The sequence below is a fragment of the Picosynechococcus sp. PCC 73109 genome (assembly GCF_001521855.1).
GTDB lineage: Bacteria > Cyanobacteriota > Cyanobacteriia > Cyanobacteriales > MRBY01 > MRBY01.
Window position 1 is genome coordinate 1156764 of the sequence record NZ_CP013998.1, and the last position, 23387, is coordinate 1180150.

Sequence of the window (23387 nt, forward strand, 5' to 3'; positions counted from 1 at the left end):
TTTAATTTAAGCCCCCTCATTTTACTGGATAATCTTGACTTCCCTGCTTGGAAGCCATTACCTGGGCCATCAGATCTGCCACGGCGGCGGTGCCTTCTGAAGCTTCGAAGGTCACGGGAAATTTGCCATGCCACAGCATCCGCCAACCCAACGGAAAAATCTCACCAACGCTCTGGAGGCCGATCACCATCAAAGCAAAACGCCGTTCATCGATCCACCCCCCAGCTTGCACCAGGTGAAGGAGGGTTTTCCGGTGGCGTACCGCGCGACTTTTAGCGGGGTCTTTTTGCTGGAGGAGCGTACTTTTAATTTGGGTAATGCGGTCGAGGGGGTCAACCTCTTGGGGACAGACATAGTTGCATTGATAACAGCGGGTACAGGCCCAGGCACCGGCTTCGGGTTGGTGGTAATGATCCAGCCTAGTGGTGGTTGTATCATCCCGGGAATCCTTGAGCAGTCGTTCCCCTTTAGCGAGGGCGTGGGGGCCTAAAAATTTGGGGTTGACAGTGACGGCATTACATTCGGCGTAGCAAGCGCCACACAGGATGCAGTTGCCGGCTTGGTTTAGGGCTTCTCGCTCCTGGGGAGACTGACGAAATTCTTTTTCGGGAACCTGGGGCGATCGCCTTTGGACATAGGGAACTACCGCTTCTAGCTGTTGCCAAAAGGCAGTCATATCCACCACCAAATCCTTAATCACCGGAAAATTATTCAGGGGAGTAATCGTAATTTTGGGAATGGCTCCAGGATCAGAATCGGTGCCTTGTAGACGGGTAATTTCTTGGCGCACATTTTCTTTACAGGCCAAGGCCGCCCGGCCATTAATCCCCATGGCACAACTCCCACAGATGGTATTGCGACAATTTTTGCGAAAAGCTAAACTGCCATCCTGCTGCCATTTGATCTGATTTAGACAATCTAAAATTGTTGTACTTTCTGGCACAGAAAGCTGATAAGTGAAAAATTCTGGTGCGACGTTTCGTTGCCGTTGGCGCAAAATATTGAAGGCGATGTCCATGGCCAACCTCTTTTTGCCACAAATTTCTTCCATTCCTAGTCTATCGGGATGAATTCGGCAGTTAAAACCATTGTCGATAAAGTTAACAAATAATCAGCGCCACTCCGAAAACTTTTAAAAATCCCAGGGCCTCTTTTAAAAAACTTTTTAAAAAAACTGCACAAAACAGAATTTTTGCAGTTATATTTACAAATGTGGTAAGTTTATTGCCGACAAAAATTTAGACTCAAAAAACAAGCATTTTAGAAATATGAGTGACATCCCGACAACTCCTTTGAAAGGAAAGGCTCTGCTGAGTAAAGTAAAGGAATTATCCCATTTGCCCCGGCGAGAAACAGCAAAGCTTTGTGGATATAGCAGTACGAAAAATGGCTCGACTCGTGTCAATTTGACGGGTTTTTATGATGCTGTCCTTGAAGCAAAAGGACTTCCCCTAGACCCCGGTGGCAGTCAAGATGGCCGTGGTAGAGAACCGACCTATCGGGTGAGTGTTCACAAAAATGGCCAAATTGTCATTGGTTCAACTTACACGAATCAAATGAACCTGAAACCAGGGGATGAATTTGAAATTAAGATTGGCTACAAGCACATTCACCTAAAACAGATCAACGAAGGCTAAAAAGGCAACAATAGTCAAGTTTTTTGGCAATTTTTAGCGCAACCCCTTGACCCCCCTGATTTTGTCCCTGGGGGTTGCTAAATTTATGGGTTGATATTTAGAAAAAATCAACTGCCTTAATGGATTCCTTCCGACAAAATTCTATGGGTGAGGCATCAAGTTAAGGATAGAGAGTCCGAGTGATCTGTTGCTTATTTTTTAAAGCTATTTTCGGCTAATTTTAATGGGAGCTGTGGTCACCATGGCTCTTTTTTATTGTTTAGAGGTTTCAGGGAAAGGATTTGGAATCATGTTAGGGCGAGTGATTTTGGCGATCGCCATTGCTTTATGGTGGGGCCTATGGGTTGTTTGGGCGGCGCCTCAATCGCAGTTTTTGACAACCGCTAAAACCATCGCAACCCCTTGGAACTACGCAGATCTTGGCCCCCAGCGGTGGGGCGAGTTGCAACCAGAGTTTCAGACCTGTGCCGTTGGCGAAACCCAATCACCCTTGGCGCTTTTTCCTGAATCGTCTACTCCAGTTTCGGGGGCGTCAGTGTCTTGGCAGTATCAACCAAGTCTCGGGCTTATCCAGGCGACCCGTACCACTCTACAAATCCAAGTGACGGGGAATAATACCCTACAGCTCGGCGCTGACCGCTACAAGCTTGAGCAAATTCATTTTCATTATCCCAGTGAGCACCATGTCCAGGGAAAACAATATGCCATGGAAGTTCACTTTGTCCATCGGCGCGCCCCCCAAGAAGTCGCGGTTTTGGCGGTGCTGGTTGAATCCGGAACAATTAATCCAACGTTCACCCACATTTTGCAACGGTGGCCAACCCAAGCCCATCCTAGTCAGGTGATTCATTTCGACCCGGCAGCGTTACTCCCCCAAGGCGATCGCCCTTATTTTCGCTATGTTGGCTCCTTGACGACTCCCCCTTGCACGGAAGGGATTGCTTGGTTGGTTGTGGCCCAACCTATTTTCCTGGGGGCAGCGCAAATCGAACATTACCAGAACTTGTATGCACCGAACGCCCGCCCCCTCCAAACAATGACAACCCATCAAGTGCAGTATTATGTGCCGGGTCAGAAAATGGAAATTTAGGCCACTTTCACGAAAATATTCTCGCCTTCTTCGCGGACTTCGTAGCGGGGTAACCCGGCGGTGGCTGGCCCCTGGAGCAGTTCTCCATCTAAGGCAAACCGCGAACCATGGCAATCGCAAACCAGGTCAGCATCGGCGAGTTTTACGGGACAGCCCCGATGGTTACAGGTGGGGTCAACGGCCACAAGGCTCTGGTCATTAGGATTACGGAAAACATAGACTTTCTGTCCATTGACCTCTGTGGAAAGTTCACCATTGGCATCGAGACTCCCCACGGCGGTGAAATCAGCCACAAGGCTCGCGGCATCTTCTGCTTCGGCGATCGCCCCATCATTGGCCGCAGCTTCTTCTGCCTCGTTGACTGCCGTTGACTCCGAGCCACCAGAACAGGCGGCTAAAATCGTCGGGAAAGAACTCGCAAGTAAACCTAAACCGAATAAACCTACAAATTGACGGCGTTCCATAATTGTTTCTCAAGGGATGTCGAAAATGATGTCTTGACTGTTATAACGAATTTGAAAGGCGTTTTTCGGATTAATGGAGATTTCGTGAAAATGGCGGAGAGTGGAATTTCGGTTGGCGATCGCCCCGGAAAAACCCCTTAGCAATTGAGGGCTTGGCGTTGGGCTTTCGCTTTCTGTAACGACTCGGCCCATTCTTGCTCTGGATCACTGTCTGCAACAATGCCGGCCCCCACCTGCCCGTAGACGGTGGCTGGCCCCTGGGCATTCGGCACATAAAGTAAGGTGCGAATCAAAATATTGAGATCTAAATTTCCCCGTTGATCTAGGTAACCACAGGAACCATAAAATAAACTGCGCCGCACCGGTTCTAGGGCTTCGATAATTTCCATACAACGAACCTTCGGGCAACCAGTGATCGTCCCCCCCGGAAACATTCCCCGAATTAGATCCACTGCATCCTTATCGGCGGCCAGTTCCCCCACCACATTACTAACGAGGTGAATAACATGGCTATAGCGTTCTAGGACAAATTGCTCATCCACCGCCACACTACCCCAGGTACAGGCCCGACCAAGATCATTCCGCTCTAAGTCCACCAACATGGTGTGTTCGGCCCGTTCCTTGGTGTTCCGCAACAGTTCTTCGCCGAGGGCTTGGTCTTCGCTGGGGGTTTGTCCCCTGGGTCTGGTGCCACCGATGGGACGGGTCTGGGCAAAGCGTCCCTGTTTTTGGATCAGACGTTCTGGTGAGCAACTGATCATCTCCCCCCAGGGCGATCGCCAATAGCTGGCAAAGGGGGACGGATTGATCTGCTGGAGGTGCTGATAAATGGCCCAACTGCTATGGGACGTTTGGGTACGGAAGCGCAGGGAAAGATTAGTCTGAAAAATATCGCCCGCTTGGATGTACTGTTTCGCCTGGCGTACAGCGTCGGTGTAGGCTTGGCGATCGCTGAGGAATTCAAGGGAAGGAGCTTCAGAGCTGACTTGGGATTGATCAAGGTCGGAGGATGCACACGGTTGACTGAGTTGAGTTGTTAAACGATCAAGATCCGCAACGGTGGCCGCCGCCAGCCAAAGCACCTGTTGGTGGTGGTCAAGCACCGCAAAGGAATCGGGCTGGTACCAATAGGCCACAGGAAAAGGCAGGGGATCTGAATTTTCGTAGGGGAGCGTTTCAATCTCCCAGGCAAAGTCATAGCCGAGCCAGCCTAGATATCCCCCCGTAAAGGGCAAATGAGCGATCGCCGCCGGGGGATCTATTTTTGTGGCGAGGAGCTGCTTTAAACAAGCAGTAATTTCCCCTAGGGCGGGCGTAAATAGCTGTTTGGCCCTCGGTGCCCCGGCACAGATGGAGTAACGGGAAAGCTGGGGATAATCCTTGGGGGTTGGGTAGGGGCTTTCGAGGAGGGTGGCAATCTTGGCTTGGCCGTATAGTCGCGTGAAAATTTCTGCACCAGTGCGTTGTGCTAATGGTTGCGATCGCCAATGCCACATACATTCAACCCCAAGGAAAACTCCCTAGGATTTTGACATACTTTTTTGGTGCGATGGTACTGTCGTCAACACTGCAAAAGCGGATTAATTTTTTGAGCCAGCTATCCTTGGGTGGCCGTCCCCCAATCCAGACTACGCAGAAAATCTTGCACCAGTTTGCGACCAGCCACATTGTCGCCATAGTCCCCGGAGTCATCATAGAGCACTGACCAGCAATCGAGAATTTCAGTATCCAAGGCGGCACGAATTTTTGGGGCGGCAATAATGATATCGGCGCTGCGGTGGAGGGGGGTCGGGGCCTCGGCGGTTGCACTCAACAAACACAGCGGCCGTAGCCAATAGCTAGCCTGGGCTTCAATAAATTGAATAACAGCACCATATAAGCGGCGATCGCCGGCGACTAAGCAAACAATCTGCTGGGGTTTAAAGGGTTCTGTCGTGGTTTGGGACATTGGTAGTTCCAGGGGCAAGTTCAATGATTGAATAATCAGGGTGGGAAAAATTGATAATCTAGTTCCCCAGTTTAAGGCGATCGCCTCATTTTTTTCGCAAATCCCAGCGCTAGAACAAGACATCTCTACCCGTCTTTCTTTACAATGGCTGAATGTCTTTAACGCCTGCTACATTAGCTTAAAAATTTTCAACTGAATCCCCTGAACATCCCCCATTGTTGCTCCCAGGGAGAGCCATCGCCCCCCAAACCATGTCCAAACCGAACGCTGCCACTGAAATCCGAGGAATTTTTAATCGCATTGCGCCCCAGTATGACGCGCTCAATGAATGGATTAGCCTCGGTCAGCATCGCATTTGGAAAAAAATGGCGGTGAAATGGAGTGGCGTTACCGGAGGCGATCTTGCCCTGGATGTGTGTTGCGGCAGTGGCGATTTAACTTTACTGCTAGCGAAAACCGTCGGCGTTTACGGCAAAACCGTTGGCATTGATTTTGCGAGCCAACAATTGGCGATCGCCGCCCAAAAACAAAACCGTTTTTGTCCTCACCTCGATATCCATTGGCAGGAAGGAGATGCTCTGGCTTTACCCTACCCTGACAATCATTTTGATGGGGCGACTATGGGCTACGGGCTGCGAAACGTTACCGATATTCCCCAGGCACTCCGGGAATTACAGCGGGTGTTAAAACCAGGCAAAAAAGTGGCTATTTTAGATTTTCACCGTCCGGATAATCCTGGGAAACAAGTGTTTCAACAATGGTATCTGGATCGCTTTGTGGTGCCCCTCGCAGAACGATTTCAGCTCACCCCCGAATACGCCTACATTCAACCCAGTATCGAACGGTTTCCCACCGGAAAAACCCAAGAAAAACTGGCTAAAGAAGCGGGCTTTCGGAACGCAATTCACTACGGCATCGTCGGCGATATGATGGGTGTACTAGTGGCTACCAAGTGACGGGGATAGGGGACACATGGGTCAGCGACGAATCTGTATAGGAGATGTGCATGGTCATTACGATACGTTGATGGCCCTGCTGGAGCTGGTTGCGCCCGGAACAGGAGATGCGGTTTACTTTCTCGGTGATTTGATTGACCGAGGCCCCAAAAGTGCGGACATTATTGAGTTTGTGCGCCGTAGTTCCTATCAGTCTCTCCTCGGCAACCATGAAATGATGATGCTAGAGGCGATCGCCAACGATGGCAGCGTCCAGCAAGAAACCTTTATCGCCTGGTACCATAGCGGCGGTGCGAATACCCTCCAAAGCTATAACCACCGCATCCCGGCCGAACATTTACAATGGTTGCGCCAGCGGCCCACCCACCTCGATCTAGGGGATGTTTGGTTAGTCCATGCGGGCCTTTCCCCCCACCTACCCATCGAGCAACAGGGGGCGGAACAATTCTGTTGGGTGCGCAGTGAGTTCCATTCCATGACCCAGCCCTACTTTGCCAATAAGCTGATTATTGTCGGCCATACGATCACCTTCACCTTTCCGGGGGTACAACCGGGACAGGTGGTGCAGGGGCCGGGCTGGTTGGACATTGACACCGGGGTCTACCACACTAAAAGCGGCTGGTTAACGGCCTTTGATATTGACCAGCGCCAAATTTATCAAGTGAATAGCCACACCGCCGAAAAACGCCAACTCCCCCTAGATGCGATCGCCGTTACACCCTTTTTATCGTTCTAGTCGCCAGTCTTGGCCGCACAGGTTTTCTTAGAATTTTTCCGATCAGCAGTCGAGATTCACGCTATGATATTCCTGCTCATCACTTTTGGAGAGGTGGCAGAGCGGTTGAATGCGCCTGACTTGAAATCAGGTTTCGGGGCAACTCGGACGGGGGTTCGAATCCCCCCCTCTCCGTACAGATTTTTTAATTCATTTTTTCAAATAACGAACTGTCGTCGGCCCAATTTTCAGTTCCCCCATTTGTGAATAAATAAAATTTTTGGGATATTTTCCTGCGCCGGGGCGATGGATTTAGGCAAAATAATGGGAAGCGCTTGCCTGAAAATAATTCTGTCTCCATGTCTAAACCTGATTTTTTCCCGACCCAAACTGAGCCGATGCTCGTGCGTTTAGTGCAAAGTATTGCCTATTGGGTGGGGCGTTTTAAATATCAACTGAAATTGCGGGTGAGCGAGGCAGATCTCGGTAAAATTCGGGATTTGGGAGATGCGCGCGTGATCTTTATGCCCAATCACCCCACCTTTGACGATGGCTTGGTGCTGTTTTTGCTCTCGGCCCAGTTGGGAGAAATCTTCCATTACCTGGTGGCCTACGAAAATTTTACGGCGCAACTCGCCGGGTTTTTGCAAAAGATGGGCTGTTATTCCATTCGTCGGGGCCTTGGCGATCGCCGTAGTATTGCCCACACATTAGATCTGCTGAAACAGGAGCGCTCCCGGATGGTGATTTTTCCGGAGGGGGGCTGTTCCTTTCAGAATGATGCAATCATGCCCTTTCGCACGGGGGCGATTCAGTTGCCCATGCAAGCGATGTTGGCGATCGCCAAACAAGAGAGTCAATTTCCCCCCTGTTATCTGGTGCCCATTAGCATTAAATATCGCTACCTCAAAGCCCCTGAACTGATCATTCAGCAAAGCCTCAAAACCCTAGAGCAGAAACTAGAGATTACTCCTAGGGACCCGGAACCCTATGGCCGTCTGCGGGGGGTCGCCCAGGTGGTGATGCAGCAACTAGAAGCAGAATATAACCTCACTCCGGCGGCCGATGATGACTGGAATGACCGAATTGAGCGCATTCGGAACCGGGCCCTCAGCCTCTGTGAAACGGAATTGGGCCTAAATTTTCCAGAGGATTTCCCGCTCCGGGAACGGGTTTATAAAATGCAGGCGCTCCTCATTGAAAAAGCCGATGGAGAGATGGCCCTCGACCTCGACACCTACGAAAGCCTCTACCAAACAACGGTGCGCTTACTGAACTTCGATGCGATCTACGATGGCTATGTGGGGGATCATCCAAGCCCTGAACGGTTTATCGATACCCTCACTCGCCTAGAACGGGAGGTGTTTCGGGTGGAAATTCCCGCGCCCAAGGGACTCCACGAGGGCTGGCTCCGGGTAGGCACACCGATTAATCTCCAGGATTATGTGGCCCAATATAAAGGCGATCGCCAGGGCACTCTTCAGCAACTCACAGATGCAATGCAGTACGAAGTGCAGAACAACCTCCTCGATATGATTTATCATCCTTAGAATATTGGCAAAAATAAAAATTCCCCCAAACCAACCATCGATCTAAGCTGAAATCACCGTTCCTTGATAACGTTAAAACAGGGTGATTAAGACGCCTCTCAATCCCTTCTACCCCAGCCCTAAAGTGTGAGGAGAATCTACTGTGGATGCCGCCAGTCAACAAAAAATTCTCGGCTATTTCATTGAAGAAGCCAAAGAACACCTTGAAACCTTAGAACAGGGCATCCTGGAGCTGTCGGAGGTGGTGGATGATACCGAACGGGTTAATGAACTTTTCCGGGCCGCCCACTCAGTAAAAGGGGGGGCAGCGATGTTGGGCTACACGAGCATCCAAAAAACGGCCCACCGCCTCGAAGATGCGTTCAAGGTCTTTAAGGACAATACGATTACCGTCGATGAAACCCTAAAGTCTCTTTTTCTCAATGCCTACGATGTGCTCCAAGAGCTCCTCGAAAAGCTCCAAAGTCCCTTTGGCCTCCAGGAAGAAGAAATTGAGAAAATCATGGGGGAAGCGGATCCCCAATTCAGCGAATTACAAAAGTATTTGGATCGTCTAGCCGTCAGCGATAATCGTGATCCTGTCGTTTCTCCAGAGGTTTCACCGCCTCCGGCAACGCCGGCTCCTTCAAGATCACCCGCGGCGATGGGTCTTCCCTTTGGACAGCAAGTTCGTGAGTTGTTGCAGCAAATGCTAGGACTATTCCGCCAGGACGCCACCCCAGAATGTCGCCAGCAACTCCAAAAGCTCTGTATTGAGCTGGCCAAACTCAATAAAAAGGTGAAATCTTGGCAGCAGTTGCTCAAGGCAAGTCACAAGGCGATCGCCAATCCCGCCCATCGCTTTTCGACCCTTGCCCCCATTGTGCTTAAAAGCATTAAAGAAGCCGCCGACCATTTAGAACGTAACGAACCAGAGCGCATTAGCCTGCCAACGGATTTAAAAAATTTGGCGATCGCCCAACTCCCCTACATTCTGATTCCCACAGAACCCAAGGAGGCCGCCCAAATCTTGAACAGTGCCTTTAGCGAAGCCCAACTGGCCCAATTAGTCCAGGCCCTGAAACATCGCGCTTAGTATTCTGCAAAGTTTCCGAACTGCACCCGAATCACGAAAATCACTATGGCGATCGCCCCCTGGGTAGTGAATGGTCAGTCTCTTAATGCTTGAAATGCCTGTATCAATGTTTGAGATAATCACAACAAAAGAGGCCCAACCCTGGGGCTGAACCTCCTTGCTTTTTCTAAACTGAGTGAAATTGAAAGATTGGTTAGAGGGGCGCGGTCAGACGCTCAATCCTTGCCCCTAGAGCCTTAAACTTCCCTTCAAGGTCATCATAGCCCCGATCCATGTGGTGTACCTCGCGCATGATCGTTGTGCCCTCAGCCGCCAAACCAACCAGAACCAAAGCTGCCGAAGCCCGGAGATCGGTCGCCATTACGGGAGCCCCAGATAAGAAAGGTACTCCTTTGATAATGGCGTTATTGCCCTTAACTTTGACATCTGCCCCCATGCGCTTAAATTCTGCGACGTGGTGCATCCGGTTTTCAAAAACCGTTTCCGTGACGACACTGCTCCCTTCACAGAGGGTGAGCAACGCCATGAACTGGGCTTGCATATCCGTGGGGAAACCAGGATAGGGCAGAGTTTCGATATCCGTCGCCCGGAGAATCCCTTGAGGTTTGATCCGCAGACGGTTCGGCCCTTCGGCAATCACCTTTGTCCCCGTTGCTTCGAGTTTGGCAATCACCGGTAAAAGATGGTCTGGGACGACGGGAAAGACGCTAAATTCTGACTGGGTAATGGCCCCGGCCACGAGAAAAGTCCCGGCTTCAATGCGGTCGGGAATAATCGGGTAGTCGGTAGCGTGGAGGCGATCGCACCCTTGAATCACAATTTTGTTGCTGCCATCTCCGCTAATGTGTGCCCCCATAGACCGACAGAAGTTCGCCAGATCAACGATTTCTGGTTCCTGGGCGGCATTTTCAATAATTGTTTCCCCTTCAGCGAGGGTTGCCGCCATCATCAGGGTTTCGGTCGCCCCAACGCTCGGATAATCTAAGTAGATTTTGGCCCCCTGGAGCCGTCGTCGATTTCCCTTGACTGTCGCTTGGACAACCCCATGTTCAATAATTACCTCGGCCCCCATCGCCTGGAGACCTCGCACATGGAGATCTACGGGCCTAGCACCAATGGCACAGCCCCCCGGCATCGGCACTTTTGCTTCCCCAAGGCGGGCCAGGAGTGGGCCAATGACAAAAAAGCTCGCCCGCAGCTTGGAAACCAATTCGTAGGGCGCTTCTGCTGTCCTAAGGTGGCGAGCATCGAAATCAAGGCTGCCAGGGGTAGCAACGATTTGCACCCCAAGGGCGGCAATGACTTCGGCCATCCGTTTAATGTCCGCTAAATCCGGGATATTTGTCAGACGGCATTGATCGCTACAGAGTAGGGTTCCCGCCATGATCGCCAGGGCAGAATTTTTCGCGCCACTGATTTTAACTTCGCCACTGAGGGGATGTCGCCCTTCAATTTTGAGGATGGTTTCAGCGGTCGCACGGGTGGGGGTGAGGGGGGCAGAAGTTTTAATGGGTCGATCCTCCACAAATGGAAAGAAGATGGGGGAAATTTTGTCAAATTTTCGTCTTGATTCTACCGGAAAGTCTTGGCCTATGTTGCTCAGAATTACACTTTTTTGTTCACGGTTTAGAATAGGTTTCTTGGTAATAGATAATCTTTTGGCAATTGGCTTGACGCTTTTCGTTCTTCAAGTAATAATTGTTGATTGTGTAATTACATATTTACCTGCGGAACTGGCGGAATTGGTAGACGCGCTAGATTCAGGTTCTAGTGGGAGTTTTATCCCTTGCGAGTTCAAGTCTCGCGTTCCGCATCTACCCGGCAAAAATTATTTGCCTTGCCTGAAGCCTTTTGACGACAACGGTAAGGTCGATGGGGGCAAAGATGCTCACAAGTTTACAAAATCCACTGGTCAAGGAGATTCGCAAGCTGCACCAAGGGCGGGAGCGGCAGAAACAGGGTCGTTTGTTATTGGAGGGAACCAATCTAATCGAGGCGGCGATCGCCAAGGGATTTTCTTTTCAGACGATACTGTTTACGGCAGCTTGGCAGACAAAATATCCGGCACTGGCTAATCAACTCAAAGGCGATCGCCAAACCTTAGTTTCAGAAGAGGTGCTGCAAAAGGTGGCAACCACGGTGAATCCTGATGGCATTGTGGCCACCCTCGACCAGGCGCTCATTTCCCAGACCCCACCCCAAACCCTCCAATTGGGGGTAGCCGTGGAACGACTCCAAGATCCGGGCAACCTGGGAACCATTATTCGCACGGCAACGGCGACAGGGGTCGATGGTCTGTTGTTGAGTCATGACAGCGTCAATCCCAGTAACCCGAAGGTGCTGCGGGCCTCGGTGGGGGCTTGGTTCCAGACGACGCCTGTGGTTATCCCCACCTTTGCTGAACAACTACAACGGTACCGCGCCCAGGGAGTACAGATTGTGGCAACGCTCCCCCAGGCAACTAAAACCTACTGGGATGTGGATTGGCGGCAACCGAGTTTGATTTTATTAGGCAATGAAGGGGCTGGTTTGTCCCCAGCGATCGCCAGCCTCGCCAACGAAACGGTACAGATTCCCATGGGGCCGGGGGTAGAATCTCTCAATGTGGCGATCGCCTGTGCCTTAATGCTTTACGAAGCCCGTCGCCAGCGAGATCACCAAACTCTTCCCTAATTTCCCGACAGTTGCGCTTTGAGCGTCTCCAGAACCGATTGAGCGTGGCCTTTAACCTTCACCTTTGACCAAATTGCCGCCACTTGACCCTGGGGATCAATTAAAAACGTGCTCCGAACAATCCCCATATATTCTTTGCCCATAAATTTTTTTAGTTGCCAGACCCCATAGGCCTCGGCGGTTTGATGGTCGGGATCGCTCAACAGTTCGATGGCTAACTCTTTTTTTTCAATGAAGCGGCCATGGGATTTTTCCGAATCGGGACTCACGCCCACGATCACGGCATCTAAGGCGGTAAATTCGGGGACAAGGGCCGTAAAGTCTAGGGCTTCGGTGGTGCAACCGGGGGTATTGTCCTTGGGGTAAAAATAAAAAACAAGCCATTTGCCGCCGTAGTCCGCCAGGGTACGGGCTTCACCTTGGGCGTTGGTGAGGGCAAAATCAGGGGCTGCTTGGCCAATCGTCAGGGTCGTCATGGAATTAGGCGTTCACTTGGAAATTTATAACTGTAATTATTCCTTAGGCCAAAGCAGATCTCTAGAGTGAGCTTTGAGCGAAGCCCTACATTGCCCCAAGATTTTTCCAGACGACCCAATCCTTGGGAAAAGTCTAGCGATTTTCGTACCAGTAGCCGATGAGTTTATACACCAGCTTGGCGGCGGTGTACTCAGAAACCACAGAGTCATCTAAGGGGGCCAGTTCCATAATGTCGCAGCCGATCACTTGTTTTTCCCGGAACAGGCGACGCAAAAAGCGCAGGGTGCTGTACCAGTCCATGCCACCGGGTTCAGGGGTGCCGACGCCAGCGATCAGGGTCGGGTCAATGCCGTCTAGATCAATGGTGAGGAAAACTTTTTCTGTTTTAATATTAGCGATCGCCGTTTCGATCCAGTTGGGGTCATTTTGCATCTCCCACGCCCAAATCACCGGAATTTCCTTCGCTGCCAATAAATCCGCTTCTTCCCGACAGAGGCTCCGGATCGCCACAGGCAAACTCGGCAACCCCAAATCCATTACCCGTCGCATAATGCAAGCATGGTTATGTTCAGAACCTTCGTAGCTCTGGCGCAGATCCGCATGGGCATCAATTTGTACCACCGTAAAGGGTTCTTGGTAAAACTCCAGATGACCTTTCACGACCCCTGTAGTAATGGCGTGTTCTCCCCCCAGGGCAATCACAAATTTGCCATCTTGCAAGAGATTTTGGGTAGTTTCGCTGGTGACCGCTAGCATTTCCTCGGCGGACAGTCCAGGATTCTGGCGCGTATCGGCGATCGCCCCATGGGTAAAAATCCCCACATCAAAACAAGTTTCCCGGCGCAACTCATCGTCATAACATTCCAGCTGGTGGGACGCTTCTAAGAGTGCATCCGGCCCCCATTCACAACCTTTGCGATAGGTGGTTGTCGCTTCGTAGGGAATGGGCAAAATCACTACCGGAGATTCTGCATAGCTCCGTTCCACTTCAGAACCAATGAAATCTTGTAAGACAAATTGAGACATAGATATTCCCTAACCGCGATAACCGAAAAATAGACCTAAAACTATACGTCAAAACGGTCTCAAGGGATCTCTTGCGGGGGAAAATGGGGTAAAGTCACCAAATTCAACCAAAAAGCAATGATTTGCTGCACCACGGTAAAAAAATCATCCACATTACTAGGTTTGGTGATAAAGCAATTGGCCTGGGCCTGGTAGCAACGGAGGATATCTTGTTCGGCCTGGGAGGTGCTAAAAATAATCACCGGGATCGCCTGGAGATAGGGATCTTGTTTGATGCGATGGAGGAGATCCACGCCGGATATTTTGGGTAAATTTAAGTCTGAAATGATTAGGGAGGGATAAATCCAATGGCTCTGGCTCTCGGCTGCCGACGGCGCGAGGGCTTGTCCTTGATTGAGAAACTGCCAGGCCTGTTCACCATTGGGGGCTGTTTGGAGGTGCAATGCTGGAAAGTATTCTTCGACGACTTCTGCCATCAACTCCAGATAGCCAGGTTGATCATCCACCATCAGAATGGAGCGTTGGATGGCGGTCAAGGAACAAGCAGAATAAATGGGGGCGTTGGGCGTTTGGGTCAAGGGCGTTGGGGTTAGAAGCCAAAGAAAGGGTCTAGGCTACGATGACTCTAAATTTTTCAAAATATACTACCGATCTCAATGGTATCGAACCTACCTAGGGGCATGACCCTGCGGATGCCTTAAATTTTTCTGTTATTTTGCGGCTAAAGGCGATCGCCCCTCAACTTGCCATTGGTTTATTACTCAATGGTGATAAATGGGCAGCGTGAAGTAAAAAGTTGCCCCTGCCTGGGGTTGGGAGGTGACCCAAATATCGCCCCCATGGATTTTGACAATGCGGTGACAAATGGCGAGACCAATTCCAGTGCCAGGATATTCTTCTTGGGTGTGGAGCCGCTGAAAAATTTGAAAAATGCGCTGCTGATGTTTGGGATCGATCCCAATGCCGTTATCTGCGACCATAAACTGCCAGTGGTGTTCGGTCTCGGTGACGTTGATCGTGATTTTGGGTTGGCGATCGCCCCGGTATTTAATCGCATTGCTGAGGAGATTTTGCCAGAGGCTCTGGAGTTGACTCCCATCACCCAGGACTTCTGGGAGGATTTTGGGGCAGTGGAGTTGGGTGTGGGTCCGCTTGAGTTTGAGCTTGAGGTTGGTGATCGCCCGTTGGAGACAATCCTCCATAGACACCAGTTCCGGTTTACTTTGACGGGTATTCAGGCGGGAATAACGCAGCAAGTCTTGAATTTGCGTTTGCATCGTGCGGGTGCCCGCAGTGATGTGCTGGAGATAACGTTGAGAACGCTCATCCAGGCGATCGCCGTTGCGACGGGCTAGCAGTTGGGCATAATTAGCCACCAGTTGCAGCGGTTCCTGGAGGTCATGGGACGCCACATAGGCAAACTGTTCGAGTTCTTGGTTAGAACGGGCCAGTTCATTGGTGTAATGGCGTTGGCGTTGCAGTAGTTCCGCCTGGTTGAGGGCAATGCAAATTTGATTGATGAGCTGGCGCAGGAGATGCAATTCATCGGCATTCCAAATTTGAGGAAAATGGCACTGCTGGACACAAATCAAACCCTTTAGCCGCGGTTCTCCTTCGGGATCATCCATAGCACTCACGAGGACAGGTAAAACAGCGTAGGCGACAACGCCATATTCCCGGAGCATAGCATCGTGGGCCGGGGGAAACTTCGCGGCTTCTACGTCGATGCAGGTCTGGAGTTCCCCCTGGCGAAATAGATCAAAATCACCCCGGTTAAAAGCCGCCAGGGGAAACCGATGGTGGAGCATCGAGCGGACATTGGGGTGAGTCGCCTCCGCCGTCACTTTACCTTCAGTTTCATTCAAGATCTCCCAAAAAATCACCCGGTCGGCTTGGAGGGTTTTGCGGAGTTCCTGCACCGTCGTAGTTAACATTTTGTCCATATCCCAGGAGCGCAAAATTTTAACCGTCAAGGAAGCCAACATATGTTGATGGCGACTGTAGCGCATTTTGGTCAGTTCCAGTTGACGCTCTTCGGTGACGTCCCGGGCGCTGCCTTGGATCTGTTGGATGGTGCCCTGGCGATCGCGGATCGGGATCAGACAAGTCCGCCAAATTTGGGTGCAGTCGGGAAGTTCGATCACTTCTTCAAACAACAGCGTTTCACCAATTTCGAGGCAACCCTGGAAAGAATCACACAGTTGTTGCGCCAGCTTTTCGGGAAAGACGGCTTGGGGCGATTTCCCAATGATTTGCCGGGGATAAACCCCCATTTTTTCGCAGTAGGTGGGGTTGACCATTTCAAAGGTAAACTCAGTCACCAACTCGGTCAGGTCAACGGGAGCCGCAGCAGTAATGGCGATCGCCCGGTGGACACGGATCAAAAAAATAGCCTCCGCAGAATGGGTCACAATCCCGGCGTAGAGTGCTTCGGAGGCTTCTAGTTCCCGTTGGGTAGCGGTGCGGATCAAGTTGTGGTGGAGCAGTTCCGCCGCCATCTTTAGGGCTTGAATCTCTAGGGCTGACCAGGAATGGGCGCGGGCTACTTCGCTGGTAAAAATTAAATGACCCCAGTGGTGGCCTTGGTGGTCAAAAATCGGTAGTCCCAAAAATGCCTTGACATCTAAGAACTCCAACAGGGGAACTAATTTTGGGTCTTGGTGCTGGTGGGCGATCGCCACGACATCACCAAGCTCTAGGAGTTGTTGCCACCAGTGGAGGGGAAATTCTGCGACCTTTTTTTGGCAAGGGGGAGAACCGTCATAGGACCATTGTTCAACAATGTTGGGGGGCGAATTAATCTGACCTGCCCCATCCCAATGCCATTGAAAAATAGTGATCCGCTCCATCTGGAGGTGGCGTCCCAGAATTCCCAAGGCCTTATCTAGGGTGGCTTCAGGACGGAAAAGGGCCTGGGAAAATTTGACCAGAATGGTGGTGAGCTGGAGATGGGTTTCTAGGGGACGGGGCGCTGGCTGACGCACCAAGTCGGAGGCTTTTTCCTGGAGCACAGCCCGAAAACCGAGTTCTAGGGTCAACGGCGATAGCTCTCCGGGGGGAATTGCGATCAAGCCAGGTTGCTTGGGGAGCGGGGCGGCAGTAATCACCACCACCGGGAGTGCCAGGGCCAAGCTTTGATCAAGCCATATTTCGGTTAGTGCCTCAGGACAAAAGAGAATGATCAAATCGGCGGGTTCTAGGGGGGTCACAAAGGGTTGCGATCGCCAACTCAGATCCCACCGAGAAATTTGCTCTAGGCAATCCTCCAGGGGCGATCGCCCTAAATCTTCCCCTACAATCAAAATATGGAGTAATGACTTTGTCAGGGTTGATGCTTGTGCCAGCGGAAGATAGGTCATTGGCCCGGTTGCGATAGATCAGTGCTCATCCCCATTGTCGCGCCTAATTTAAAAATTGCCCGCTGCCCCCTGCTGTGCCCTGTTTCGCCATGTCCCAAACAAGTTTGAGCATTATTCCGCCCGGTCAGCCCGGCGATCGCCATCTTTTGGTTTGCCAGCACCGGAGCTGTCGTGAGCGGGGAAGTGCGTTAATTCTTCAGGCTTTTCAGCGGGCATCCCTACCGCCACGGGTCTTGGCGATCGCCAGTCCCTGCCAAGGCCAATGCCACTTGGGTGTGACCGTGCGCCTGGTACCCACAGAGGTATGGTACTGCCAGGTAACTCCTGCCGATGTGCCCCATATTTGTGCCGCACTCCACCAAGGCGATCCCCTAGGGCATCGAGACATCGCTAACTCCGTGCGAGCAAAACTTAACCCCAGAATTCATCCCCCAGGGTCGTTGATTTAGGAGGTAACGGCTTCCTGGGCGTTTTTTTGACGATGTTGCACCTCCAAATAAACCAGCAAGGCATTAATATCTGCCGGGTTGACGCCGCCAATGCGTGTGGCCTGACCAATGGTGAGGGGGCGCACCTTATTTAATTTTTCCCGGGCTTCCATCGACAGGGTTTCCACCGTCAAGTAATCCAAACCTTCCGGCAATTTCCGATTCGCATGGCGGCTAATTTGGTCAATTTGGTTTTGTTGCCGCTTGATATAACCAGAATATTTAATATCAATTTCTGCCCCTGCTTGCTCTGCCTGGGTGAGCGCCTCATTCCCCAAGCCATAACTGGCGAGATCGGCATAGTGGAACTTGGGTCGCCGCAATAAATCCGCTAAGGTCACAGAACTTTTGATTTTTTGGCCCGTATCCGCCGCAATTTTCTGACCCAAGGGATCCAATTCTTTAACCCGCTCCGTGTGGAGTCGTTCTTTTTCGGCCGCAATATTTTCCTGCTTCGTTTGGTACAAGGCCCAACGGCGATCGCCAATTAAACCAATTTCCCGGCCCAGGGGTGTTAACCGCTGATCGGCATTATCAGAACGGAGAATCAAGCGATATTCCGAACGGGAAGTCAACATCCGGTAGGGTTCCCGCAAATCCTTTGTACACAGATCATCAATCAAAGTGCCTAGATAGCTTTGTTCCCGGGGGAAAACAACCATGTCCTGACCCTGGGCAAATTTCGCCGCGTTGATGCCTGCCACGATTCCTTGGGCTGCTGCTTCTTCGTAGCCCGTGGTGCCATTGATTTGTCCCGCTGAAAATAAACCTTCGACCCGCTTGGTCATCAGGGTGGGGTAACACTGGGTTGCGGGTAAGTAGTCATATTCCACCGCATAGGCTGGGCGGAGCATCACACAATCTTCCATCCCCGGCAGACTTTGGAGCATTTGTAACTGGAGACTTTCGGGCAGTCCCGTCGAAAAACCTTGGATATAAAGCTCTGGAATCGTGCGCCCTTCCGGTTCAATAAAAATTTGGTGGGAGTCTTTATCGGCAAACCGGACAATTTTGTCTTCAATGCTCGGACAATAACGGGGGCCTTTGGAATCAATAAAGCCACCATAGATGGGAGACAGGTGCAGATTATCTTTAATCAATTGATGGGTCTTTGGGGTTGTTCGAGTCAGGTAACAGGGCATTTGTTCACGCTCTACCCAGGCTTCAGGATCAAAGCTGAACCACCGTACCTCTTCGTCCGCCGGTTGAATTTCCATTTTGCTGTAATCGACCGAACGGCGATCCACCCGGGCGGGGGTGCCTGTTTTTAAGCGCCCCGTCTCAAACCCTAACTCGTTCAAGGTTTCCGTCATGCCCACTGCGGCAAATTCTCCGGCCCGGCCCGCAGGCATCGATTTGTTCCCAATCCAGATCGTGCCCCCAAGGAAAGTCCCCGTTGTTAGGACAACAGCCTTGGCCCCAAAACAAGTCCCAAAATAGGTTTGAATCCCACAAATTTCATCGTTGTCGCCTAGCACAAGATCCGTCGCCATCCCCTCGCGAATCACAAGATTATCTTGGTTTTCAACGATATTTTTCATTACCGCGGCATACTCGCGTTTGTCGGTTTGGGCGCGTAAGGCCCAGACGGCTGGCCCCCGGGACGCATTGAGCACCCGCTTTTGGAGATAGGTGCGGTCTGCCATCTTACCGATTTCCCCTCCTAGGGCATCCACTTCGTGGGTTAACTGGGATTTTGCGGGGCCACCGACAGCCGGGTTACAAGGTTGCCAGGCAATTTTGTCGAGGTTGAGGGTCAACATCAGCGTGCGGCAACCTAAACGAGCCGAGGCCAAGGCCGCTTCACAACCGGAATGGCCAGCACCAATGACAATGACATCAAACTCATCTTGAAAATCAACGGGGGTTCGCAGCATTGTTTTGTTTTGGGGAATGATGGGTTAGGACTAGGGATTCAATATTCTATCAAGGCGAGGCAGATTGTTCGCTGGGCAAAATGTGAGTTTAGCTCCTGCAATTTTGAGGATATTTTTGGGTTTGATCGGGATTGTTTTCTACATTTCGTAGCCAAATTTGTTGGGATCAACGGCGGTTAAATCAATATCAGCGAGGCCATATTCTGCCCAACGGCGATCGCATCTTTCGGCAATCTTAGGATCGGACTCAAGGACTTCACCCCACTCGTGGTCAGTTTCGGGGGGAATTTTTGTCGTTGCGTCAATGCCCATGCGGCCGCCCATGCCAATTTTTTCGCTGGCAAAATCGAGGGTATCAAAGGGGGTATCCGGCAAAATAAACACATCCCGCACGGGATCAACTTTAGAACTGATCGCCCAAACCACCTGGCGTGGATCGCGGATATTCACATCTTTATCCACCACAATCACAAATTTCGTATAGGTAAATTGGGGCAGGGCACTCCAAAAGGCAAGGGCAGCGCGACGAGCTTGGCCAGGATAGGCTTTATCGATGGAAATAATCGCGGCCTTGTAACTGAGGGCCTCCATCGGCAGGAAAAAATCGACAATCTCGGAAACCTGTTGCCGCAGGATCGGCGTATAAATCCGATTCAAGGCGATCGCCATCATCGCTTCTTCCTTGGGAGGGCGACCGCTAAAGGTGGCCAGATAAATCGGATCTTTGCGGTGGGTCAGACAATGGAAGCGCACTAAGGGGGAATCCTCCACACCGCCGTAGTAGCCCATGTGATCGCCAAATGGCCCATCGGGGAGCATTTCGCCGGGGGTAATTGTCCCTTCGAGGATAAATTCGGCATCAGCAGGGACTTCGAGATCGACGGTTTTACATTTGGTCAATGCCACCCCAGAACCGCCATATAGCCCTGCAAACAGCCACTCTGACAAGTCCACGGGGATCGGTGTTGCCGCCGCCATGATCAGGATCGGATCGATACCAATGGCGATCGCCACCTCTAATTTTTTGCCATTTTCTGCTGCCTTCCGCAGGTGACGTGCCCCACCCCGCACCGAGAGCCAATGCACCGTCATCGTATTTTTCGATTGCAATTGCAGGCGATAAACCCCCACATTGGGCACCCCCGTTTCACAATCTTTCGTAATCACTAAGCCGAGGGTAATATTTTTCCCCGCGTCCTTCGGGTAGGGACGCAACATCGGGATCAAACCCAGATCTAGTTCTTCCTGCTCAATCACCACCTGTTGACAAGGAGGGAAAAAACTCCCACCGGGTTTCGCCTTCAGGACATCAAACAGCACCTTACCAAAATCAATCGCCTGGGAAATCTTTTTCGGGGGCTTCGGCTGCTGGAGCATCGCCAATTTTCGGCCTAAATCTTCTAATTCTTCGGGCTTTTCCATTTTCATCGCCCAACAGATGCGCTCCACTGTGCCCAAAAGATTCACCACCACCGGAACGGAAGTCCCCCGCACATTCTCAAATAACAACGCCGGGCCACCCACCTGGAGCATCCGGTTTGCAATCTCGGCAATCTCTAGATCCGAATCCACCAGAGCCTTAATGCGGCGCAGTTGCCCCCGTTCTTCTACCAATTTGATAAATGCGCGTAAATCCCGTGCCATGTCTGCCGTCTGAAAATGAGTACGTAATATAGCTTAACGGGTTTATTCGGGAAACAGGAATCAGACATCAACGATTAAAGCCTCTATAAAAGCTAGTACTTGGTGCTATACTTAGCCAAGAGGAACGCTATGATTATTTATCAAACACGTACATTTTGGCGTTGGGCAAAAAAGCAAAATATCGCGGATCAAAATCTTTGTCGGGCGGTACAAGAAATTTTATCGGGTCTGCATGATGGAGATTTAGGCAGTGGCTTAATCAAGAAAAGGGTGGCTCGTCCAGGCCAGGGCAAACGCGGTGGTTTTCGCACATTGCTGGCCATTAATCAAGGCGATCGCTGTTTCTTTATCTATGGTTTTTCTAAAAGTGAACGGAGTAATATCGATGAGCGAGAGAAAGAAGCTTTAAAAAAATTGGCTCGGTTCTATCTATCACTGCCTAAACAAGATTTAAAAATAGCCCAGGATGCAGGTGAATTAGTTGAGGTAATTTGTAATGAAACAATCTAAACTTCTTGAAGCGATCCATGAAACCGTTGATGGTTTGCATCAAGCAGGAGTGATGGATCAAATGACGTTACGAGAATTTGAACAGCTTTGTTTGCCTCCAGTGCCGTCATTAAATCCCGAAGAAATCAAAGAAATCCGAGAAACTTGTCAAGTCAGTCAAGCTGTATTCGCTGCGCTGCTAAATATTAGTGTTTCTACTGTACAAAAGTGGGAAATTGGCAAAAAAAAACCGAGTGGAATGGCATTAAAGCTACTCCATTTGGTCAAGAAGAATGGCTTGGAAGTTGTTCTATTTTGATGTGGGTTTTTTGAAGACAATTCCTCAGTCTATTTTGTACAGATAGTACCTTTAGAAACTAGGGGCGATCGCCTCTAAAAAGAGGATTCTAAATTAGATCATTTTTAGCCAATGAAAAATCTGATCGACACTGAGCTTGATATCTAACTCTGGTAAGACAGGAACCTCTTGATCCCCTTGGAATAAGATGGGTTGTTGCTGGGGTTCTAAAAACAAAATACTAAGATCATCTGGGTCAATAAACCATCCCAAACGACTGCCATGTTCCAGGCAATAGAGAATATTACCAAGAACCTTATTCGCTCTTTGGTCTGGGGAAAGAATTTCGATCGTCCAATCTGGTGCGAGATCAAAATTATCGGGAACGCTGCCAGTTGCGGTAAAGGGAATTCGATCCCACCGAAAAACTGCAATATCAGGCACGATGGAGCGTGTACCAAAGCTACATCTTAATTCAGGAAAAGCATAGGCAATTTTTTGGTCTTCTGCAACCTGATTAATCACAGCACAAAGCTTTCCTTGTAAACGGCTATGCCTTCCTTTTGGCATCGGCTTCTGAATGACTTCTCCATCAATATATTCGCTGGCAGGTGTTGTTTCTGGTTGCTGTAAAAAAGCTTGGAGGGTTAGTCTTTGGGCGAGGGTGTCTACCATACCAAGCACCTTGATTCGTTGATGATGTTTCTTTAATCCTACTCAATTCTGCAGATGTTGCTTTTGACTTCAAGCATTTGAATTGACTAAGACCACAAAGCACGCCAAACAAATTGCGGTAACGCTAACATCCGTCGCCAGCGCCAAGGTTCCTGATAAAGACGATAAAGCCACTCTAAATGGAGTTTTTGCCAAAGTTTTGGTGCCCGCTGTTTTACCCCAGCCCACACATCAAAACTTCCCCCTAGACCAATCCAAGTGCTGTGGGGGCAAAGATGGCGATGTTCCTCGATCCAAAATTCCTGTTTCGGGACACCAAGGCAAGTGAAAATGAGTTGGGGTTGTAACTGTTTAAGTTGACCTTGCCAGTCCGCTGCCATTTCTGGGGTGAGATAGCCGTGCTGGGTCGTGATATCTAAATCAGGATAACGTTTGAGCCAATTTTCTTTTGCTTGGTCAGCAATCCCAGGGGAGCCGCCGAAAAAGACCACCCGCCAATCATGGGCCGCGGCCTGGGCCAACAGTTGTTCTGCGAGTTCGATGCCGGGTACCCGGTGCTGTTTTTTGCCCTTGAGCTTGAGGTAGAGGACAATCCCTGCGCCGTCGGGAATAATCAAATCTGCCTGCTTGATCACCTTGGCGATCGCCTTGCTTTTTTCAGTCATCATCGCAATTTCGGCGTTGAGGGTGACCACGTGCGTTCCCTGATGGTGCTGGATCCGCTCAGTCAGCCATTGGCAATAGTTGGGGTGTAGATGTACCAACACCTGAAATACAGGGACACTCGGCAGAAAAGATTCAGCAGTCAACATAGACGAACGTCAACACCTTAGTGAAATAGACAAAAAGTTAGGCGTCAAGATATAGCATCCACTCTAGCAGGCTATTGATCGCGCTTGTCTAAAGTTCTCAGGAAGATTTGGCGATCGCCACTGATAAAACACTT

The 23387-nt window shown here is 50.5% G+C and carries 23 protein-coding genes and 2 tRNA genes; 12 read left to right on the forward strand and 13 right to left on the reverse strand.

The annotated features are described in order from the left end of the window. Nucleotides 1-16 precede the first annotated feature (16 nt). Nucleotides 17-1018 (reverse strand): succinate dehydrogenase/fumarate reductase iron-sulfur subunit, encoded by a 1002-nt coding sequence (locus tag AWQ23_RS05630; protein ID WP_062433361.1) that lies wholly within the window; start codon nt 1016-1018, stop codon nt 17-19. 250 nt (nt 1019-1268) lie between these two features. Between AWQ23_RS05630 and AWQ23_RS05635 the strand changes: the two genes are divergently transcribed. After that, on the forward strand, nt 1269-1637 hold the full coding sequence (locus AWQ23_RS05635; protein WP_012306720.1) for an AbrB family transcriptional regulator: 369 nt from the start codon (nt 1269-1271) through the stop codon (nt 1635-1637). Between the two features lie 241 nt (nt 1638-1878). Beyond that, on the forward strand, nt 1879-2727 hold the full coding sequence (locus tag AWQ23_RS05640) for a carbonic anhydrase (RefSeq protein WP_198158696.1): 849 nt from the start codon (nt 1879-1881) through the stop codon (nt 2725-2727). Here AWQ23_RS05640 and AWQ23_RS05645 read toward each other — a convergent pair. The 3 genes from AWQ23_RS05645 to AWQ23_RS05655 all read right to left on the reverse strand — a co-directional run bounded on the left by AWQ23_RS05645 (nt 2724) and on the right by AWQ23_RS05655 (nt 5262). Next, nucleotides 2724-3191, reverse strand: coding sequence for a ubiquinol-cytochrome c reductase iron-sulfur subunit (locus tag AWQ23_RS05645; RefSeq protein WP_062433367.1), 468 nt, complete (start codon nt 3189-3191; stop codon nt 2724-2726). The genes AWQ23_RS05640 and AWQ23_RS05645 overlap by 4 nt on opposite strands. A gap of 137 nt (nt 3192-3328) precedes the next feature. Then, nucleotides 3329-4687: an anthranilate synthase component I gene (locus tag AWQ23_RS05650; protein WP_062433370.1), complete on the reverse strand. Its 1359-nt coding sequence runs from the start codon at nt 4685-4687 to the stop codon at nt 3329-3331. A 101-nt stretch (nt 4688-4788) separates the two neighbouring features. Further along, on the reverse strand, nt 4789-5262 hold the full coding sequence (locus tag AWQ23_RS05655; RefSeq protein ID WP_232308972.1) for a hypothetical protein: 474 nt from the start codon (nt 5260-5262) through the stop codon (nt 4789-4791). A 128-nt stretch (nt 5263-5390) separates the two neighbouring features. Here AWQ23_RS05655 and ubiE point away from each other — a divergent pair, with 128 nt between their 5' ends. The 5 genes from ubiE (at nt 5391) to AWQ23_RS05680 (ending at nt 9435) form a co-directional block, all read left to right on the forward strand. After that, the gene (gene ubiE, locus AWQ23_RS05660; RefSeq protein ID WP_062436543.1) at nt 5391-6095 is read left to right on the forward strand and encodes a bifunctional demethylmenaquinone methyltransferase/2-methoxy-6-polyprenyl-1,4-benzoquinol methylase UbiE; all 705 of its coding nucleotides are present in this window, start codon (nt 5391-5393) and stop codon (nt 6093-6095) included. A 16-nt stretch (nt 6096-6111) separates the two neighbouring features. Next, complete coding sequence (locus AWQ23_RS05665; protein WP_062433373.1) at nt 6112-6831, forward strand: metallophosphoesterase; 720 nt, start codon at nt 6112-6114, stop codon at nt 6829-6831. 87 nt (nt 6832-6918) lie between these two features. Then, nucleotides 6919-7005 (forward strand) — tRNA-Ser (locus tag AWQ23_RS05670). 164 nt (nt 7006-7169) lie between these two features. Continuing rightward, nucleotides 7170-8360: a 1-acyl-sn-glycerol-3-phosphate acyltransferase gene (locus AWQ23_RS05675; RefSeq protein ID WP_062433376.1), complete on the forward strand. Its 1191-nt coding sequence runs from the start codon at nt 7170-7172 to the stop codon at nt 8358-8360. Between the two features lie 142 nt (nt 8361-8502). Beyond that, nucleotides 8503-9435, forward strand: a complete 933-nt coding sequence (locus AWQ23_RS05680) for an Hpt domain-containing protein (RefSeq protein WP_062433378.1) — start codon at nt 8503-8505, stop codon at nt 9433-9435. Between the two features lie 193 nt (nt 9436-9628). On the opposite strand, the gene murA is transcribed toward AWQ23_RS05680, so the two are convergent. Beyond that, entirely contained in the window at nt 9629-10945 is a 1317-nt protein-coding gene (gene murA, locus AWQ23_RS05685; protein WP_062436545.1) for a UDP-N-acetylglucosamine 1-carboxyvinyltransferase, read from the reverse strand. Between the two features lie 217 nt (nt 10946-11162). Between murA and AWQ23_RS05690 the strand changes: the two genes are divergently transcribed. Then, nucleotides 11163-11248 (forward strand) — tRNA-Leu (locus AWQ23_RS05690). 71 nt (nt 11249-11319) lie between these two features. Next, entirely contained in the window at nt 11320-12108 is a 789-nt protein-coding gene (locus AWQ23_RS05695) for an RNA methyltransferase (RefSeq protein WP_062433381.1), read from the forward strand. On the opposite strand, the gene bcp is transcribed toward AWQ23_RS05695, so the two are convergent. The 4 genes from bcp to AWQ23_RS05715 all read right to left on the reverse strand — a co-directional run bounded on the left by bcp (nt 12105) and on the right by AWQ23_RS05715 (nt 16970). Continuing rightward, nucleotides 12105-12584, reverse strand: a complete 480-nt coding sequence (gene bcp, locus AWQ23_RS05700) for a thioredoxin-dependent thiol peroxidase (protein WP_062433383.1) — start codon at nt 12582-12584, stop codon at nt 12105-12107. The two genes, AWQ23_RS05695 and bcp, sit on opposite strands and share 4 nt — an antisense overlap. Nucleotides 12585-12717: 133 nt before the next feature. Beyond that, the gene (gene speB, locus AWQ23_RS05705; protein WP_012306732.1) at nt 12718-13611 is read right to left on the reverse strand and encodes an agmatinase; all 894 of its coding nucleotides are present in this window, start codon (nt 13609-13611) and stop codon (nt 12718-12720) included. Between the two features lie 59 nt (nt 13612-13670). After that, on the reverse strand, nt 13671-14189 hold the full coding sequence (locus AWQ23_RS05710; RefSeq protein WP_062433385.1) for a response regulator: 519 nt from the start codon (nt 14187-14189) through the stop codon (nt 13671-13673). Between the two features lie 183 nt (nt 14190-14372). Continuing rightward, nucleotides 14373-16970, reverse strand: a complete 2598-nt coding sequence (locus tag AWQ23_RS05715; protein ID WP_062433386.1) for an ATP-binding protein — start codon at nt 16968-16970, stop codon at nt 14373-14375. An 89-nt stretch (nt 16971-17059) separates the two neighbouring features. On the opposite strand from AWQ23_RS05715, the gene AWQ23_RS15745 reads away from it, so the two are divergent. Then, on the forward strand, nt 17060-17419 hold the full coding sequence (locus AWQ23_RS15745) for a ferredoxin (protein WP_071884906.1): 360 nt from the start codon (nt 17060-17062) through the stop codon (nt 17417-17419). Here the strand turns inward: AWQ23_RS15745 and mnmG are convergent. Together mnmG and AWQ23_RS05725 are read right to left on the reverse strand one after the other, a co-directional pair. After that, nucleotides 17416-19335: a tRNA uridine-5-carboxymethylaminomethyl(34) synthesis enzyme MnmG gene (gene mnmG, locus AWQ23_RS05720; RefSeq protein WP_062433388.1), complete on the reverse strand. Its 1920-nt coding sequence runs from the start codon at nt 19333-19335 to the stop codon at nt 17416-17418. The two genes, AWQ23_RS15745 and mnmG, sit on opposite strands and share 4 nt — an antisense overlap. Nucleotides 19336-19473: 138 nt before the next feature. Next, nucleotides 19474-20979: a UbiD family decarboxylase gene (locus tag AWQ23_RS05725; RefSeq protein ID WP_062433390.1), complete on the reverse strand. Its 1506-nt coding sequence runs from the start codon at nt 20977-20979 to the stop codon at nt 19474-19476. A 129-nt stretch (nt 20980-21108) separates the two neighbouring features. Here AWQ23_RS05725 and AWQ23_RS05730 point away from each other — a divergent pair, with 129 nt between their 5' ends. Together AWQ23_RS05730 and AWQ23_RS05735 are read left to right on the forward strand one after the other, a co-directional pair. After that, on the forward strand, nt 21109-21489 hold the full coding sequence (locus tag AWQ23_RS05730) for a type II toxin-antitoxin system RelE/ParE family toxin (protein ID WP_030006230.1): 381 nt from the start codon (nt 21109-21111) through the stop codon (nt 21487-21489). Then, nucleotides 21476-21787, forward strand: coding sequence for a DNA-binding transcriptional regulator (locus AWQ23_RS05735; RefSeq protein ID WP_030006231.1), 312 nt, complete (start codon nt 21476-21478; stop codon nt 21785-21787). Before AWQ23_RS05730 ends, AWQ23_RS05735 begins: the two co-directional genes overlap by 14 nt. Before the next feature lie 93 nt (nt 21788-21880). Here the strand turns inward: AWQ23_RS05735 and AWQ23_RS05740 are convergent, their stop codons facing one another. Beyond that, the gene (locus AWQ23_RS05740) at nt 21881-22441 is read right to left on the reverse strand and encodes a Uma2 family endonuclease (protein WP_062433393.1); all 561 of its coding nucleotides are present in this window, start codon (nt 22439-22441) and stop codon (nt 21881-21883) included. A gap of 86 nt (nt 22442-22527) precedes the next feature. Further along, the gene (locus AWQ23_RS05745; protein WP_062433395.1) at nt 22528-23253 is read right to left on the reverse strand and encodes a WecB/TagA/CpsF family glycosyltransferase; all 726 of its coding nucleotides are present in this window, start codon (nt 23251-23253) and stop codon (nt 22528-22530) included. Nucleotides 23254-23387 lie beyond the last annotated feature (134 nt).